We start from the raw sequence: 13,803 nt of genomic DNA, 5'->3' as shown, positions 1-13,803 counted from the left end.
ACCGATTCGGCGTCAGGGTGAGAACATGACCAAGGACGCCTTTGCCGAAGCCCCAATGCTGTTTGAAACGGACGAAGCGCCCGCGCAGCCGCTGCCAAGTGGTCGATTGCCCTCCTATATCAAAGACCATCGCAAGCGGCTGCGCGAAAGGTTCATGTCGGGCGGGTCCGCTGCAATGCCGGATTATGAGTTGTTAGAGCTGGTGCTGTTCCGGTCCATCCCCCGGCAGGATGTGAAACCGCTGGCGCGGGCGCTGATGGATACGTTTGGGGATTTCAACCGCGTGCTGACCGCGCCCGAAGAACGGCTGCGTCAGATCAAAGGTGTGGGTGAGACGGTCATCACCGACCTGAAGATTCTTGAGGCTTGCGCCCATCGTATGGCCCGTGCGCGAGTAATGCAGCGGCATGTGATCTCGGGCTGGGACGCGCTGCTGGATTACTGCCACACGACCATGGCCCATCGCGAGACCGAGCAGTTCCGGGTGTTCTATCTGGACCGTAAGAACGTGCTGATCGCGGATGAAGAGCAGGCTAAAGGCACCGTCGATCATGTGCCGGTCTACCCGCGGGAGGTGGCGAAACGGGCGCTGGAGCTGAATGCCTCGGCGCTTATTCTGGTGCATAACCATCCGTCAGGTGACCCAACGCCCTCGCAGTCGGATATCGATATGACCGCCCGGATTCAGGATGCCTGTGTCGCGTTGGGTCTGACCTTGCATGACCACCTGATCATCGGGAAATCGACAGAACTGAGTTTCCGGTCGGAAGGATATTTGTAGGGGCTTTGCTCTTCTTGGCCTTTGGGGACGATTCACCCCCGCCGTATTTGGAACGAGAAGAAGGGCCGGGCTATTGGACCCAAACCTCGACCCTACGATTGACCTTTCGTCCCCATTCGGTGTCGTCGCAGGCCATGGGCATGGCTTCGCCAAAACCGTCGACATTCAGTTCCACCTTTTCGGAGATCGAAGCTTCAATTGCGGCCAGAACGGCGTTGCGCACGGTTTTGGCGCGCAGCAGGGCGATCTGGGCGTTAGCATGTGCCGATCCGTCGCCGTCGCTGAAGCCGATAAATGTGAGGCGCCGGGTGTCGAATTGGCCGGATTCCACCAGCTGAGCCAAAAGCTGGATGTTGGCGCGCGATTGCGCGTCGGGGCGGGAGGAGCCTGTCTCGAACCGGAAGGACAGCGACAGCCGAGATTGGGCGCGCAATGTACCTACTATGCGTTGTAGCTCGTCCAGCCCAATTTCAGCCCCGCCCGAGGCGACGGCGTTGGCCAGGCGATGTCCCTGCTGGTCGATGGACAACAGCTCGGGGGCTTGATCGACGAAACCTGCATCTCGGATTGCGACTTGCGCCTCGGGGCTTTGGGCGAAAGACAGAAACTGCCTTGCGATCCGGGGCAGGCGACGGTTGGGCAAGTAAAGGAACATGGGCGAGGTCAGGGGGTAGTCCTCGGTCTTGATGGATTGTCGGGTCGCCGCCAGCGCGTGACCGCAGCCGCCGGTCAGGGGCAACGCGCGGACCGTGTCGACCGCCGCCTGGCTGGCGATGCCGATGGCGAACGGATCCCGTGCAACTGCCTGAACCAGAGCGCTGCTGCGGTTATGCTGGTTGATCCTTGCGGGCAGGGAGGCGTTTACCGGTGTCAGCAAACTGTCCTGCAAGGCTTGCGACGGGTCGGTGTCCGGCAGATGCACGGCAATTGGCGCGTCGGGTCCGCCCAGGCTGGTCCAGTTCGTGATCTCTCCGGTGAAGATGCGGACCAGATCAGCGGGTGATATCTGTCGGATCGGATTGTCCGGTGACACCACCGGCACCAACGCGTCCAGTGCCACGATGCGGGACCGCCGGGCCAGGGACAGATCGCCCAAACCGGCCTTGATGGCGCTGTCTTGCTCGGTTGGTCGAACCTCGCGCAGGGCCATGACGATGTCGGCCGAACCTGACACTTGATCGGCAAACCCCTGGTCGGTGGTTGTGGGGGTGAATACGAACCGACCCAGCGGTGCCGCGCGGTCGGTTTTAGTCAGCTCATAGGCAAATTGCCCGCCCTCCAGATGTCGTGGGGTCGCGGCCCACCCTTCGTGTCGGGCAAAGGCCACCAAAAGCGCGGGCAAGATGTTCTCGGCCATAACTGACGCGCCGGACAGGCGAACCTCGGCCACAAAATCTGTCAGGCTGGGGCAAGCGGGACCCGTGCAGGTCACACCCGAGCCGTCAACGGTAAGCGCGCCGAACCGGGTGTCGATGCGATAGAACTCGCCGTCATAGCCTAGCAGATTGCCGATTACCTCGACCTTGCCGTCATGCGAGGTCAGGGTGATGTCTTGCGCAGCCGCCTGCGACGCAGATGCCAAGGAGAAGAGTGCGGCGGTCGCCACACGAAGAAATGTCATAAGATGCCCGAGCCTGCCTGCGGTTTTACTTTGCCGCGATTTTCAGGTCTTCGAGCAGATTATTCAACACCAGAAACTCACCCGCTTTCGAACATTCCGGCAGAGTGACGGACAGGTCGCGCGCGCTGAGGCGCTGATCGCCGCGCAGTTCCAGCGATTGCAGGTGCAGTTCCTGGTCGCAATTTGCCCGGGTCACTTCGGCCTCGACCGACAGGGTGATCGAGCCGGTCTGATCGGATTGCCCTGCAGGGTAGGAATAGACCTGAACGTTCTGCGCGTCGTTCAGGTCGGGTTGACCCAGATGGACAACTTGCCCGGCGCCCTGTGTTTTGGCGTCAACCGAGACATGGCCGGTGCTGCCATAGCTTGCGCCAAACTCCAGCGCATGGATTTGCAGGTCCGTATTGCCTTGCCAGTGCAGGGCCACGCGATCGAAATGGGTGATATCGGGGATATGTGTGGTCGCAACAGTGCCCGCCTGATCCCCGACCGAGATCAGGAAGATCGCATATTCGCTGAGCGCCGGGATTGTCACTTCCAGACGACCGGTCGCGTCTGTTTGTTGCGTGACGGTCAGGCCGCTGTGATGCACATCAATCCGTTCGCCCGCGTGGCAAGGGGCAAGGACGGTCAGTTGCGCTGCAGCACCGGGTACAGCCCGCGCCCGTGCGCCGATAGCGCAGTCCGTCGGGCCCGAGGGGGCAGACCCGTTGGCGTGCAGCTTGCGATGTCCGGTTGTGGTGTCGTCCGGCGTTTCGTGGGCCGGAGTCGAGGAGGTCAGAACGATATCCTCCAGCCCTGCGATGATCGCCGTGTGATCCATGACAGAACTGATCTGCGTCTGCGGGGCGTCAGGTTCCGCAGGCGTTCCATTCTGCATCAGGTAACCAATGGCCAGGGCACAGGCAACGGTACCCCCAGTGGTCACGTAGTTCTTAATTACAAACAAAACACCCTCCCCAGTTGAAGGAGCGAGTCGCACCCTGCGGGTCAATCACGGCCAATATGTGGCCGTGACGCGGGTTAATTGTGTCTGAACTAAGGTGATGTCAGGTCAGGCGTCCGTGGCAATGTTTGAACTTCTTGCCCGAACCGCAGGGGCATCTGTCGTTGCGTGACGGGTTGCCCCATGTGCTTGGATCGTTTTCATCGAAACCGGGTCGCGCATCACCCGAGGCTTCGGCCTCGGCCACAGCTTCGGCCTGGCCTGCGGCCTGATCGACCGCCTGCTGCGCTTGGGCCTGTTGGGCCTGCATCTGCGCCAACATCTCGCGCTGTTCTTCCTCGGTCAGAGGGCGCACGCGCGACAATTGCTGAGTCACGGTTTCGCGCAAACTGTCCAACATGCTTTCAAACAGCTGGAAGCTTTCGTTCTTATACTCGTTCAGCGGATCGCGCTGGGCATAGCCCCGGAACCCAACGACTGAGCGCAGATGCTCCAGTGTCAGCAGGTGTTCACGCCATTTGCTGTCGATGGTGTTCAGCAGAACCTGCTTTTCGATGTTGCGCATGTTCTCGGGGCCAAAAGCGGTCGCCTTTTGCGCCATCATCTCGTCGGCGGCCTTGACCAAACGCTCGCGCACCTGTTCGTCATCCACGCCTTCTTCGGCGGCCCAATCCTGTACGGGCGCGTCGATGGTCAGCTTGTCCTTGATCGCCTCGTGCAATCCATCGGTGTCCCACTGATCAGCATAGGATTTCGGCGGCATGTATTCGTCGATCAGATCGTCGATGACCTGTTCGCGCATGTCCGAGACCACATCTGAGAGGTCATCGGCAGACATGATCTCGCGCCGTTGGCTGAACACCACTTTCCGTTGGTCGTTCATCACGTCATCAAATTTCAGAACGTTCTTGCGCATGTCAAAGTTGCGGCCTTCGACCTTGGATTGCGCCCGCTCCAGCGATTTGTTGACCCAGGGATGAACGATGGCCTCGCCCTCTTGCATGCCCAGGGTGTGTAGAACTTTGTCCAGACGTTCCGAGCCAAAGATGCGCATCAGGTCGTCTTCGAGGCTGAGGTAAAATACTGTGCGGCCCGGATCACCCTGACGGCCCGAACGGCCACGCAGCTGGTTATCGATGCGGCGGCTTTCGTGGCGTTCTGATGCCATAACAAACAGACCGCCAGCGGCCAGAACCTTTTCTTTTTCCTCGGCGTGAGTTGCTTCTTCGGCCGCGCGCAGTTCGGCGGGGTCGGCCTCGGGGTTTTCGGCCAGCGCCTTCAGCACTTTCATTTCCACATTGCCGCCCAACTGGATGTCGGTTCCGCGACCGGCCATGTTGGTGGCGATGGTGACTGCGCCCAGACGCCCCGCATCGGCGACGATCTGCGCCTCTTGCTCGTGCTGGCGGGCGTTGAGAACGTTGTGCTGGATGCCTTCTTTGGTCAGCATCTGGCTGAGCAGTTCGGATTTCTCGATCGAGGTGGTGCCCAGCAGAACTGGTTGGCCCTTTTCCTGCGCTTCTTTGGTTTCTTCGATCATCGCGCCGTATTTCTCGGCACCAGTGCGATAGACCTGATCATCTTCGTCTACACGTGCAATTGGCTTGTTGGTCGGAACCTCAACCACGCCCAGGCCATAGATTTCTTGGAATTCTTCGGCCTCGGTCAGGGCAGTGCCGGTCATGCCGCCCAACTTGTCATAAAGGCGGAAATAGTTCTGGAAGGTCACGCTGGCCAGCGTCACGTTCTCAGGCTGGATCGGAACACCTTCCTTGGCCTCGATGGCCTGGTGCAGACCTTCCGACAGACGGCGACCCGGCATCATGCGCCCGGTGAATTCGTCGATCAGAACGACATTGCCGTCGCGCACGATATAGTCCTTGTCGCGCTGGAACAGCTTATGCGCCCGCAGACCTTGGTTCACGTGGTGAACGACCGTGGTGCTTTCGGGATCATACAGCGAATGGCCCTCGGGGATCAGTCCGGCTGCGATCAGTTGTTCTTCAAGAAACTCGTTGCCTTCATCGGTGAAGGTCACGTTCCGCGATTTCTCGTCCAGCGAATAGTGGTCGTCCTGCAACGAAGGGATCAGCCCGTCGATCGTAGTATACATGTCAGACCGGTCCTGCGACGGGCCCGAGATGATCAGCGGCGTGCGCGCCTCGTCAATCAGGATCGAGTCGACCTCGTCCACAATCGCGAAATTGTGGTATTTTTGATAAATCTCGGCCAGATCGGACTTCATGTTGTCGCGCAGATAGTCGAAGCCCAGCTCGTTATTGGTGGCATAGGTGATGTCGCAGGCGTAGGCGGCTTTCTTTTCCGCATCTGGCTGACCAGACCAGATCACACCCGTGGTCATGCCCAAAGCGCCAAAAACCTTGCCCATCCAGTCCGAGTCGCGCTTGGCCAGGTATTCATTCACGGTGACCACATGCACGCCCTTGCCGGTCAGAGCGTTCAGATAGGCCGGGAACGTGGCGACCAGCGTTTTGCCCTCACCTGTTTTCATTTCCGAAATGTTGCCCTGATGCAGGAACGCGCCGCCCATCAACTGCACGTCAAAGGCGCGCAGACCCAGCGCGCGCTTGGCGCCTTCGCGTACGTTGGCAAAGGCTTCGGGCAGCAGGTCATCCAGGCTCTCGCCGTCCAACGCCCGTTTACGCAATTCCTCGGTCTTTTCCTTCAGACCGTCATCCGACAATTTCTCGAACTCGGGTTCCAGCGCGTTGATCTGGTCGATCAGGGGGCGGGTCGCCTTGATCTTGCGGTCGTTCGGTGTTCCGAACACCTTTTTGGCGAGCGTTCCGAGTCCCAGCATGTTCACTCCAGCGGATCTGTTCTTGTCTTGGTTGCGACAGGCTTGCCCACCTTGCGCGCAACCCATAGATACGGGGGGTGAAAGGCGGCCCTGTCCAAGGCTTCAAAGCGATGTAAGCGGCAGGTTCCACAGTGTCAACGCTGCGCCCCGTCGCGGCTAGAAAATAGGATGAATCCATGCCCAAAGGCCTCACTTTTCTGCCATCGCTGGCCCTGACTGCCGTGCTGGCCTTGCCACTGGCCGCCGAAACCCAGCCCGATCCCAGCGCGGTCGTGGCCCGTGTGAACGGGGAAGAGATCACATTGGGTCACATCATCGCTACTGCCGCAGCCTTGCCCGAGCAATATCAGCAGATCGAAGACGATGTTCTCTATGATCTGATTGTCGATCAGTTGATCCAGCAGCAATTGCTGGGCCAACAGCAGGACGCGCTGACCCGGCTGAACGCATTGGGCATCGAGAATGAAACCCGATCTCTGCGTGCGGTGCAGACTGTGAATGCGTTGATCGAGGAAAATCTGACGGATGAGGCGATCCAGGCCGCCTATGATGCGCAATATGCTGATTTCCAGGGCGCGGATGAATATAACGCCAGCCACATTCTGGTCGAAACCGAAGAAGAAGCGAATGAAATCAAGGCTCAGCTTGATGACGGTGCTGATTTCGCGCAACTGGCGCGCGAGAAATCCACCGGCCCGTCCGGCCCGAATGGGGGTGAGTTGGGTTGGTTCGGCCCGGGTCGCATGGTGCCTGCCTTCGAGGCTGCCGTTGTCAGTCTGGAAAAGGGCCAGGTTTCGGACCCTGTGAAAACTCAGTTCGGCTGGCACGTTGTCACCCTGAACGACAAGCGCAAAACCGAAGCCCCGGATATTGAGGCTGTCCGCGCCGAACTGTCCCAAGGTCTTCAGCAGGAGATCATTCAGGCGCGCATCGACGAGCTGACCCAGCAGGCCGAGATCGAGCGCCCCACGACCGAGGGTGTCGGACCCGAGGCACTGCGTCAGATCGAACTGCTTCAGGAGTAACCGTCCGTGGCAACGATTACCAAAGTTTCGCCTCTGGCTCCGGCGGCATTCCCCGACCTGCCCGCAATTGACGGCGTGCGCTTTGCCACTGTTGAGGCGGGTGTGCGCTACCAGGGCCGCACCGATGTGATGCTGGCGGTGCTGGATCCCGGTACCTCGGTGGCGGGGGTGTTCACGCGTTCCGCCACCCGCGCGGCCCCGGTGCTGGATTGTCAGGACAAGATCGGTGGGGCCAGCGATGGTCCGGCGGCTATTTTGGTGAACTCGGGCAATGCCAATGCATTCACCGGGCACTACGGCCAGACCTCTGTGGCCGAAGTGACGCAGGCCGTGTCCAAAGCCACCGGGGTCGGGGTCGAGCGGGTATTTACATCGTCCACCGGCGTGATCGGCGAGCCGCTGCCCCATGGTCGCATCGTATCGCAGCTTGAGACGCTTAAAATGGGTCTCAGCCGCCACGCCATTGAAGACGCCGCGCGGGCGATCATGACGACCGACACCTTCCCCAAGGGGGCAAGCGCACAGGTCGAGATTGATGGACAAATCGTCTCTATTGCTGGGATCGCCAAGGGTTCGGGCATGATCGCGCCGGATATGGCGACAATGCTGGTCTACATCTTCACCGATGCGCAAGTCGAACAATCGGCGCTACAAGCGATGCTGGGCGCGCAGACCGACCGCACCTTCAACTGCATTACGGTGGACAGCGATACCTCGACCTCGGACACGCTGCTGCTTTGCGCCACCGGGGCCTCGGGCGTGGATGCCACAGGCAATGCAGCGTTTGCGCAGGCGCTTGAAACGGTGATGCTGGACCTTGCGCAGCAGGTGGTGCGCGACGGTGAAGGCGCCACGAAATTCGTAGAAATTCGTGTGACCGGAGCAGCCACGGACGCGGATGCCAAGGTGCATGGGTTGGCAATTGCCAACTCACCGCTGGTGAAAACGGCGATTGCGGGCGAAGATCCGAATTGGGGCCGCGTAGTCATGGCCATCGGCAAGTCCGGTGCCGCCGCCGACCGCGACCTGCTGAGTATTTCTTTCGGCGATATTCTGGTGGCCGAGAAAGGCTGGGTCAGCCCCGACTACCGCGAGGAAGACGCTGCCGCCTATATGAAAGGTCAGGATCTGGTGATCGCGGTCGATCTGGGGCTGGATGAAGGCGCATCCACCGTTTGGACCTGCGACCTGACGCACGGCTATATCGAGATCAACGCGGATTATCGTTCATGAAGACCGTTTTGGTGTCGGCCGTCGCCCTGATCGACGTCGAAGGCCGGGTGCTGCTGGCGCAGCGCCCCGAGGGGAAGTCCATGGCCGGTCTGTGGGAATTCCCCGGCGGCAAGGTCGAACCCTGCGAAACCCCCGAGGTCGCCCTGATCCGCGAGCTGGAGGAAGAACTGGGCATCAACACCTGGGCCTCCTGCCTAGCACCGCTGACCTTTGCCAGCCACAGCTATGACGATTTCCACCTGTTGATGCCGCTGTTCGCTTGCCGGAAATGGGAGGGGATACCACAATCAAAAGAAGGTCAGGCGCTGAAATGGGTCCGCGCTAATGATCTGCGGAACTATCCTATGCCCGCAGCTGATGTGCCGTTGATCCCGATTCTGCGGGATTGGTTGTAGTGTCGCGGCAGGGCGCATGCCCCCTGTGGCCAAAAGAGAGCACGCGGTGGTCGGAATTGCGTGATTTGTGACCTGTACCCCTGATCCTAAAGTATTAGGCCCAGCCGAGCTGTTTCAAGGAATGCGCATCATTCCATATCTTGGTCATATGTTTGATTTTGTCACCGTCAAACTCAATGGCATAGACGTATTCCGCGGCCAGAGTTTTTCCCGTAGCAGGCACTGGGCCATCCACGGAATGAGTTCCATGGAACACGGCAAATATGCTTGCAATTCCACGCTCTTCATCAACAGAAAATGATTTGAGCTCATAATGACCATCCGGGATCGGAGTCAGCAGGTTTTTCATCCAGTCTGCGTAACCTTCCAGGGAAGTGACGTCGGCCAATGCGTCGGCTTGTGCTGAAAACGTCGCGCCCTCATGGCAAAAGTTTTTGCAGGCGTCCCAGCCTTTGCCTGTATCGCAGGCCTCAAAGAATTCTCTTGCGGCTTTTCGGATAGACATGTGTTTCCCCCCCCTACGAAACTGTGGCCAACCGTGTTGGCCATCAACTGAAGCAGTAAGAAACAGGGTACGCTGAAATAGCTCATTATCAAAATGCGCGGAAATATCGTGGCTTGGTGACGACATTTTGACTGATGTGCTCCGGCGATCCATCCAATCCATCACCCTTCCACCCCTGTTACAATTCGTAAGAATTGAGAAAACATCAGGCAAAACTTGCCGCTGATCCTCCGCCTGTCCCTTTGTGGGGCATTGGCGTTCGGGCACCATCCCGAACCCGCCATTTCCGACCCAAGGGAGGGGTCGGGTGGGGAGGAGAGAAAGATTGGCTCAGACGCAATCGGGCGCTGAAGGGTTGGTTTCCCTTCCGGCGCTGTTACATCGCAATGCGACGCAGTTCGGGGATGCCCCGGCCTACCGGGAAAAGGAATTCGGGATCTGGCAATGCTGGTCCTGGGCTGAAACCGCCGCCGAGGTGCGCAAGCTGGCGTTGGGATTTCTGGAGATCGGCGTTGAGAAGGGCGACCATATCGCCGTCATAGGCCGCAACCGCCCGGCGCATTATTGGTCGATGGTGGCCGCGCAGATGGTGGGGGCGGTGCCGGTGCCGCTGTATCAGGACTCGGTCGCGGAAGAGATGGCCTATGTGCTGGAACATTGCGGTGCGAAGTTCGTTGTCTGTGGCGATCAGGAGCAGGTCGATAAGGTCATCGAGATTCAGCAGGGGCTGCATCAGGTCAAGCATATCCTCTACACTGACAAGCGCGGGATGCGGAAATACGACCACTCCCAGATGAACGCGCTGGATGACATCATGGCCGAAGGCGGGGCGGGTCACGCGCGGTTTGACGCAGAACTGGACAAACGCATCGCGGCGATCACCTATGACGATACCTGCGTGATGCTCTATACCTCGGGCACTACGGGCAAGCCCAAGGGCGTGGTGCTGTCGAACCGTAATGTGATCGAAAGCGCGAAGAACTCGGCCGAGTTCGATCATCTGACCCGGAACGAAGATATTCTGTCCTACCTGCCGATGGCGTGGGTGGGTGATTTCATCTTTTCCATCGGTCAGGCTTATTGGTGCGGCTTCTGCGTGAACTGCCCCGAAAGCGCCGACACGATGATGACCGACCTGCGCGAGATAGGGCCGACTTATTTCTTTGCCCCGCCGCGCGTGTTTGAGACGCAGCTGACCAATGTGATGATCCGGATGGAGGATGCGGGCAAGCTGAAAAAGCGTATGTTCCGTCACTTCATGGATCACGCCAAGAAGGTGGGCGGTCTTTTGCTGGATGGCAAGCCGGTTGGGTTTGGCGACAAGGTGAAATACGCGCTCGGCAATATGCTGGTTTACGGTCCGCTCAAGGATACGTTGGGTTATGGCCGGTTCCGCGTCGGCTATACGGCGGGGGAAGCCATTGGGCCTGAGATTTTTGATTTCTACCGCTCACTGGGTATCAATCTGAAGCAGCTATATGGTCAGACTGAGGCGACCGTTTTTATCACTGTGCAGCCTGACGGCGAGGTACGCGCGGATACGGTTGGTGTTCCTGCGCCAGATGTTGAGTTGAAGATCGACGATAAGGGCGAGATTCACTATCGATCGCCCGGTGTGTTTGTTGAGTATTACAATAACCCGGATTCGACCGCCTCGACCAAGGATGCCGAGGGTTGGGTGGCAACCGGGGATGCCGGATTCATCGAGGAAGGGTCAGGCCATTTGCGGATCATCGACCGTGCCAAGGACGTGGGCAAAATGGCCGACGGGTCGATGTTTGCGCCGAAATATGTCGAGAACAAACTGAAGTTCTATCCCGATATTCTTGAGGTTGTTCTGTTCGGAAACGGCAAAGATCGCTGCGTGGCCTTTATCAATATTGACCTGACGGCGGTTGGAAATTGGGCTGAGCGCAACAATGTGGCTTATGGGTCCTATCAGGAACTGACAAGTCATCCCCGCGTGTTAGAGACGATCAAGTCGCATGTGGAAGAGGTCAACAAGTCGGTTGCGGCAGATGAGATGCTGTCGGGCTGCCAGGTGCATCGCTTTGTGGTCCTGCACAAAGAGTTGGATGCGGATGATGGTGAAATGACCCGGACCCGAAAGGTGCGGCGCGGCTTTGTGGAAGAGAAATTCCACGACATCATTGATGCGCTTTATGACGGATCATCCAGCGTTTCGACTACGACTGAAGTAACCTATGAGGACGGGCGTAAGGGGTCGATCTCGGCCACGCTGGAAATTGTGGACGCGCCGGTTGTTGCTGCGACCTCGCACAAGGTGGCGGCGGAATGAGGGCCGTTCGAGCGCCGCTCGACCTTGCGGTCATCGCCCCGCCCGGCGTCCCGTTTTTTTACAGCTCAGGGAGGATCTGATGCTGGATAGTTCCGAAGGATATGTCACCGAAGACGGTCGTAAGATCGGCGGTGTGGTGATGGAGATGAAAAACATCACCCTGCGCTTTGGCGGCGTGGTGGCAATCAAGGATATCTCGTTCGACATTCGCGAGGGTGAGATCCGGGCCATCATCGGACCGAACGGTGCGGGTAAATCCTCGATGCTGAACGTGATCTCGGGGTTCTATGTGCCGCAGGAGGGTGAGGTTTGGTTTCACGGATCAAAACGCCCGCAGATGCGACCCTTTGAGGTGGCGCAGCAGGGGATTGCACGGACGTTCCAGAATATCGCTCTTTTCGAGGGGATGAGCGTTTTGGATAACGTCATGACAGGGCGTTTGGGCTTCATGAAGACGAATATTATCCAACAGGCCTTGTGGAAGGGCAAAGCCGAGGCGGAAGAGACGGAAAATCGCGAGGCGGTCGAGAAGATCATCGATTTCTTGGAAATCCAGCACATCCGCAAAACACCTGTGTCTCGCCTGCCCTACGGGCTGAAGAAACGGGTCGAACTGGCGCGAGCCTTGGCGGCGGAGCCAAAGCTGCTGCTGCTGGATGAGCCGATGGCGGGCATGAATGTCGAGGAAAAAGAGGACATGAGCCGCTTTATCCTGGACGTGAATGACGAGTTTGGCACCACCATCGCGCTGATCGAACACGACATGGGCGTTGTGATGGACCTGAGCGACCGCGTGGTGGTGATGGATTATGGCCGCAAGATCGGTGACGGCACACCCGATGAGGTGCGCAACAATCAAGAGGTCATCGACGCCTATCTGGGGGTGAGCCATGACTAGACATCTGACAGACATGAGAGGGGGCGGACATGCCTGATCAGTTGGTATTTGCGATGGAGGTCATTCTGAATGGCCTGATGGCCGGGGTCCTTTATGCGCTGGTCGCGCTGGGCTTTGTGCTGATTTACAAGGCATCGGGGATTTTTAACTATGCCCAAGGGGTTATGGCACTGTTTGCGGCAATGACTCTGGTGGGGATCATGAAAGGTCAGGTGCCGTTTGCGCATCTGATCAATGCCATGTTCGGCACGCATATCCACTATTTTGGCTGGAACGTGCCTGCGCTGCTGGCGATTATTCTGACCATGGCGGTGATGGTGTTGCTGGCCTGGGCGGTGCAGCGCTTTGTGATGCGCCATCTGGTGGGTCAGGAGCCGATCATCCTGTTCATGGCGACGATCGGCCTGGCTTATCTGCTGGAAGGTGTGGCCGATCTGATGTGGGGCTCTGAAATCAAGACGCTGGATGTGGGCCTGCCGCAGGGCATCAACCTTTGGATCGATGAGAGCACGTTCAACATCTTCGGCTACGGTTTCTTCATCGACAATCTGGACATTGTTGCAACAGTTATCGCGGCATTGCTGGTGGCGGCGCTGGTGGCGTTCAGCCAGTACACCAAGCAAGGCCGGGCGATGCGTGCGGTGGCCGATGACCACCAGGCGGCGCTGTCCGTTGGGATTTCTCTGAACTTCATCTGGGTGATGGTCTGGTCGGTCGCCGGGTTCGTGGCCCTTGTCGCAGGCATCATGTGGGGTACGAAATCGGGTGTGCAGTTCTCGCTATCGCTGATCGCGCTCAAGGCGCTGCCGGTACTGATGCTGGGCGGGTTCACCTCGATCCCCGGAGCGATTGTCGGAGGGTTGATCATCGGTGTGGGCGAGAAACTGTTCGAATTTGCCATCGGCCCGCTTGTGGGCGGTGCGACCGAGAACTGGTTTGCCTATGTGCTGGCGCTGATCTTCCTCGTGTTCCGGCCGCAGGGTCTGTTCGGTGAGAAGATCATCGAGAGGGTGTAGCGATGCAAAAGTTCCTCGCCATCACCAACGTGATCGCATGGGCCGGGTTCTGGGCCTTTGGGTATATCGCTCTGACGTCGGATGATCTGACGGACGGGCAGGTGACAATCGCAGCGATCTTGGCTTTTGCCGGACTGGTCATGGGCATCCTGGCTTACCTCAAGCTGGTCCGTGCGTCCGAGGCGACGGGATATGCCAAGGGATCGAACCAACTGGATGCCGCAGCCCGCAACCGGGCGCAGGAAGAATGGGGAAAGTAAGAC

12 protein-coding genes are annotated in these 13,803 nt (G+C 58.7%); 8 read left to right on the top strand and 4 right to left on the bottom strand.

Annotated features, from left to right (window positions below):
• Positions 1–25: 25 nt before the first annotated feature.
• A complete protein-coding gene (gene radC / locus ACR0L1_RS13595) occupies positions 26–781 on the top strand; it encodes a RadC family protein (RefSeq protein WP_480859380.1) in 756 nt (251 codons plus the stop codon).
• Between the two features lie 70 nt (positions 782–851).
• Here radC and ACR0L1_RS13590 read toward each other — a convergent pair whose 3' ends face one another.
• The 3 genes from ACR0L1_RS13590 to secA form a co-directional block, all read right to left on the bottom strand.
• On the bottom strand, positions 852–2,402 hold the full coding sequence (locus ACR0L1_RS13590; protein ID WP_480859378.1) for a substrate-binding domain-containing protein: 1,551 nt from the start codon (positions 2,400–2,402) through the stop codon (positions 852–854).
• A 25-nt stretch (positions 2,403–2,427) separates the two neighbouring features.
• Positions 2,428–3,351, bottom strand: a complete 924-nt coding sequence (locus ACR0L1_RS13585; protein ID WP_480859376.1) for a hypothetical protein — start codon at positions 3,349–3,351, stop codon at positions 2,428–2,430.
• Positions 3,352–3,451: 100 nt separating this feature from the next.
• Positions 3,452–6,169, bottom strand: coding sequence for a preprotein translocase subunit SecA (gene secA / locus ACR0L1_RS13580; protein ID WP_480505456.1), 2,718 nt, complete (start codon positions 6,167–6,169; stop codon positions 3,452–3,454).
• Positions 6,170–6,345: 176 nt separating this feature from the next.
• Here secA and ACR0L1_RS13575 point away from each other — a divergent pair, with 176 nt between their 5' ends.
• Genes ACR0L1_RS13575 through ACR0L1_RS13565 form a run of 3 tightly spaced genes read left to right on the top strand, consistent with a single transcriptional unit; the run spans position 6,346 to position 8,822 of the window.
• A complete protein-coding gene (locus ACR0L1_RS13575; protein ID WP_170771443.1) occupies positions 6,346–7,194 on the top strand; it encodes a peptidylprolyl isomerase in 849 nt (282 codons plus the stop codon).
• A 6-nt stretch (positions 7,195–7,200) separates the two neighbouring features.
• Positions 7,201–8,427 carry a bifunctional glutamate N-acetyltransferase/amino-acid acetyltransferase ArgJ gene (argJ, locus tag ACR0L1_RS13570; protein ID WP_480859374.1) on the top strand — a complete coding sequence of 409 codons (1,227 nt, stop codon included), beginning with the start codon at positions 7,201–7,203 and terminating at the stop codon, positions 8,425–8,427.
• Positions 8,424–8,822 (top strand): (deoxy)nucleoside triphosphate pyrophosphohydrolase, encoded by a 399-nt coding sequence (locus tag ACR0L1_RS13565; RefSeq protein WP_480859372.1) that lies wholly within the window; start codon positions 8,424–8,426, stop codon positions 8,820–8,822. Before argJ ends, ACR0L1_RS13565 begins: the two co-directional genes overlap by 4 nt.
• A 94-nt stretch (positions 8,823–8,916) precedes the next feature.
• Here the strand turns inward: ACR0L1_RS13565 and ACR0L1_RS13560 are convergent, their stop codons facing one another.
• On the bottom strand, positions 8,917–9,489 hold the full coding sequence (locus ACR0L1_RS13560; protein ID WP_480859370.1) for an ester cyclase: 573 nt from the start codon (positions 9,487–9,489) through the stop codon (positions 8,917–8,919).
• Positions 9,490–9,652: 163 nt separating this feature from the next.
• Here ACR0L1_RS13560 and ACR0L1_RS13555 point away from each other — a divergent pair, with 163 nt between their 5' ends.
• The 4 genes from ACR0L1_RS13555 to ACR0L1_RS13540 all read left to right on the top strand — a co-directional run bounded on the left by ACR0L1_RS13555 (position 9,653) and on the right by ACR0L1_RS13540 (position 13,800).
• Positions 9,653–11,626 (top strand): AMP-binding protein, encoded by a 1,974-nt coding sequence (locus ACR0L1_RS13555; RefSeq protein ID WP_480859368.1) that lies wholly within the window; start codon positions 9,653–9,655, stop codon positions 11,624–11,626.
• A gap of 79 nt (positions 11,627–11,705) precedes the next feature.
• On the top strand, positions 11,706–12,524 hold the full coding sequence (locus tag ACR0L1_RS13550; protein WP_170355671.1) for an ABC transporter ATP-binding protein: 819 nt from the start codon (positions 11,706–11,708) through the stop codon (positions 12,522–12,524).
• A 29-nt stretch (positions 12,525–12,553) separates the two neighbouring features.
• The gene (locus ACR0L1_RS13545; protein WP_170771455.1) at positions 12,554–13,540 is read left to right on the top strand and encodes a branched-chain amino acid ABC transporter permease; all 987 of its coding nucleotides are present in this window, start codon (positions 12,554–12,556) and stop codon (positions 13,538–13,540) included.
• Between the two features lie 2 nt (positions 13,541–13,542).
• Positions 13,543–13,800 carry a hypothetical protein gene (locus tag ACR0L1_RS13540; RefSeq protein ID WP_170771457.1) on the top strand — a complete coding sequence of 86 codons (258 nt, stop codon included), beginning with the start codon at positions 13,543–13,545 and terminating at the stop codon, positions 13,798–13,800.
• The last annotated feature ends 3 nt before the right edge of the window (positions 13,801–13,803 follow it).

Source organism: Ruegeria sp. J8, from assembly GCF_056531925.1.
Note: the sequence above shows the minus strand (reverse complement) of the source record. Positions and strands in the feature narration are given on the sequence as shown.

Excerpts from the sequence above, each read along its gene's own strand:
- radC (WP_480859380.1), top strand. The coding sequence starts at position 26 with ATGACCAAGGACGCCTTTGCCGAAGCCCCAATGCTGTTTGAAACGGAC.
- ACR0L1_RS13590 (WP_480859378.1), bottom strand. The coding sequence starts at position 2,402 with ATGACATTTCTTCGTGTGGCGACCGCCGCACTCTTCTCCTTGGCATCT.
- secA (WP_480505456.1), bottom strand. The coding sequence starts at position 6,169 with ATGCTGGGACTCGGAACGCTCGCCAAAAAGGTGTTCGGAACACCGAAC.
- ACR0L1_RS13575 (WP_170771443.1), top strand. The coding sequence starts at position 6,346 with ATGCCCAAAGGCCTCACTTTTCTGCCATCGCTGGCCCTGACTGCCGTG.
- ACR0L1_RS13565 (WP_480859372.1), top strand. The coding sequence starts at position 8,424 with ATGAAGACCGTTTTGGTGTCGGCCGTCGCCCTGATCGACGTCGAAGGC.
- ACR0L1_RS13560 (WP_480859370.1), bottom strand. The coding sequence starts at position 9,489 with ATGGATTGGATGGATCGCCGGAGCACATCAGTCAAAATGTCGTCACCA.
- ACR0L1_RS13550 (WP_170355671.1), top strand. The coding sequence starts at position 11,706 with ATGCTGGATAGTTCCGAAGGATATGTCACCGAAGACGGTCGTAAGATC.
- ACR0L1_RS13545 (WP_170771455.1), top strand. The coding sequence starts at position 12,554 with ATGCCTGATCAGTTGGTATTTGCGATGGAGGTCATTCTGAATGGCCTG.
- ACR0L1_RS13540 (WP_170771457.1), top strand. The coding sequence starts at position 13,543 with ATGCAAAAGTTCCTCGCCATCACCAACGTGATCGCATGGGCCGGGTTC.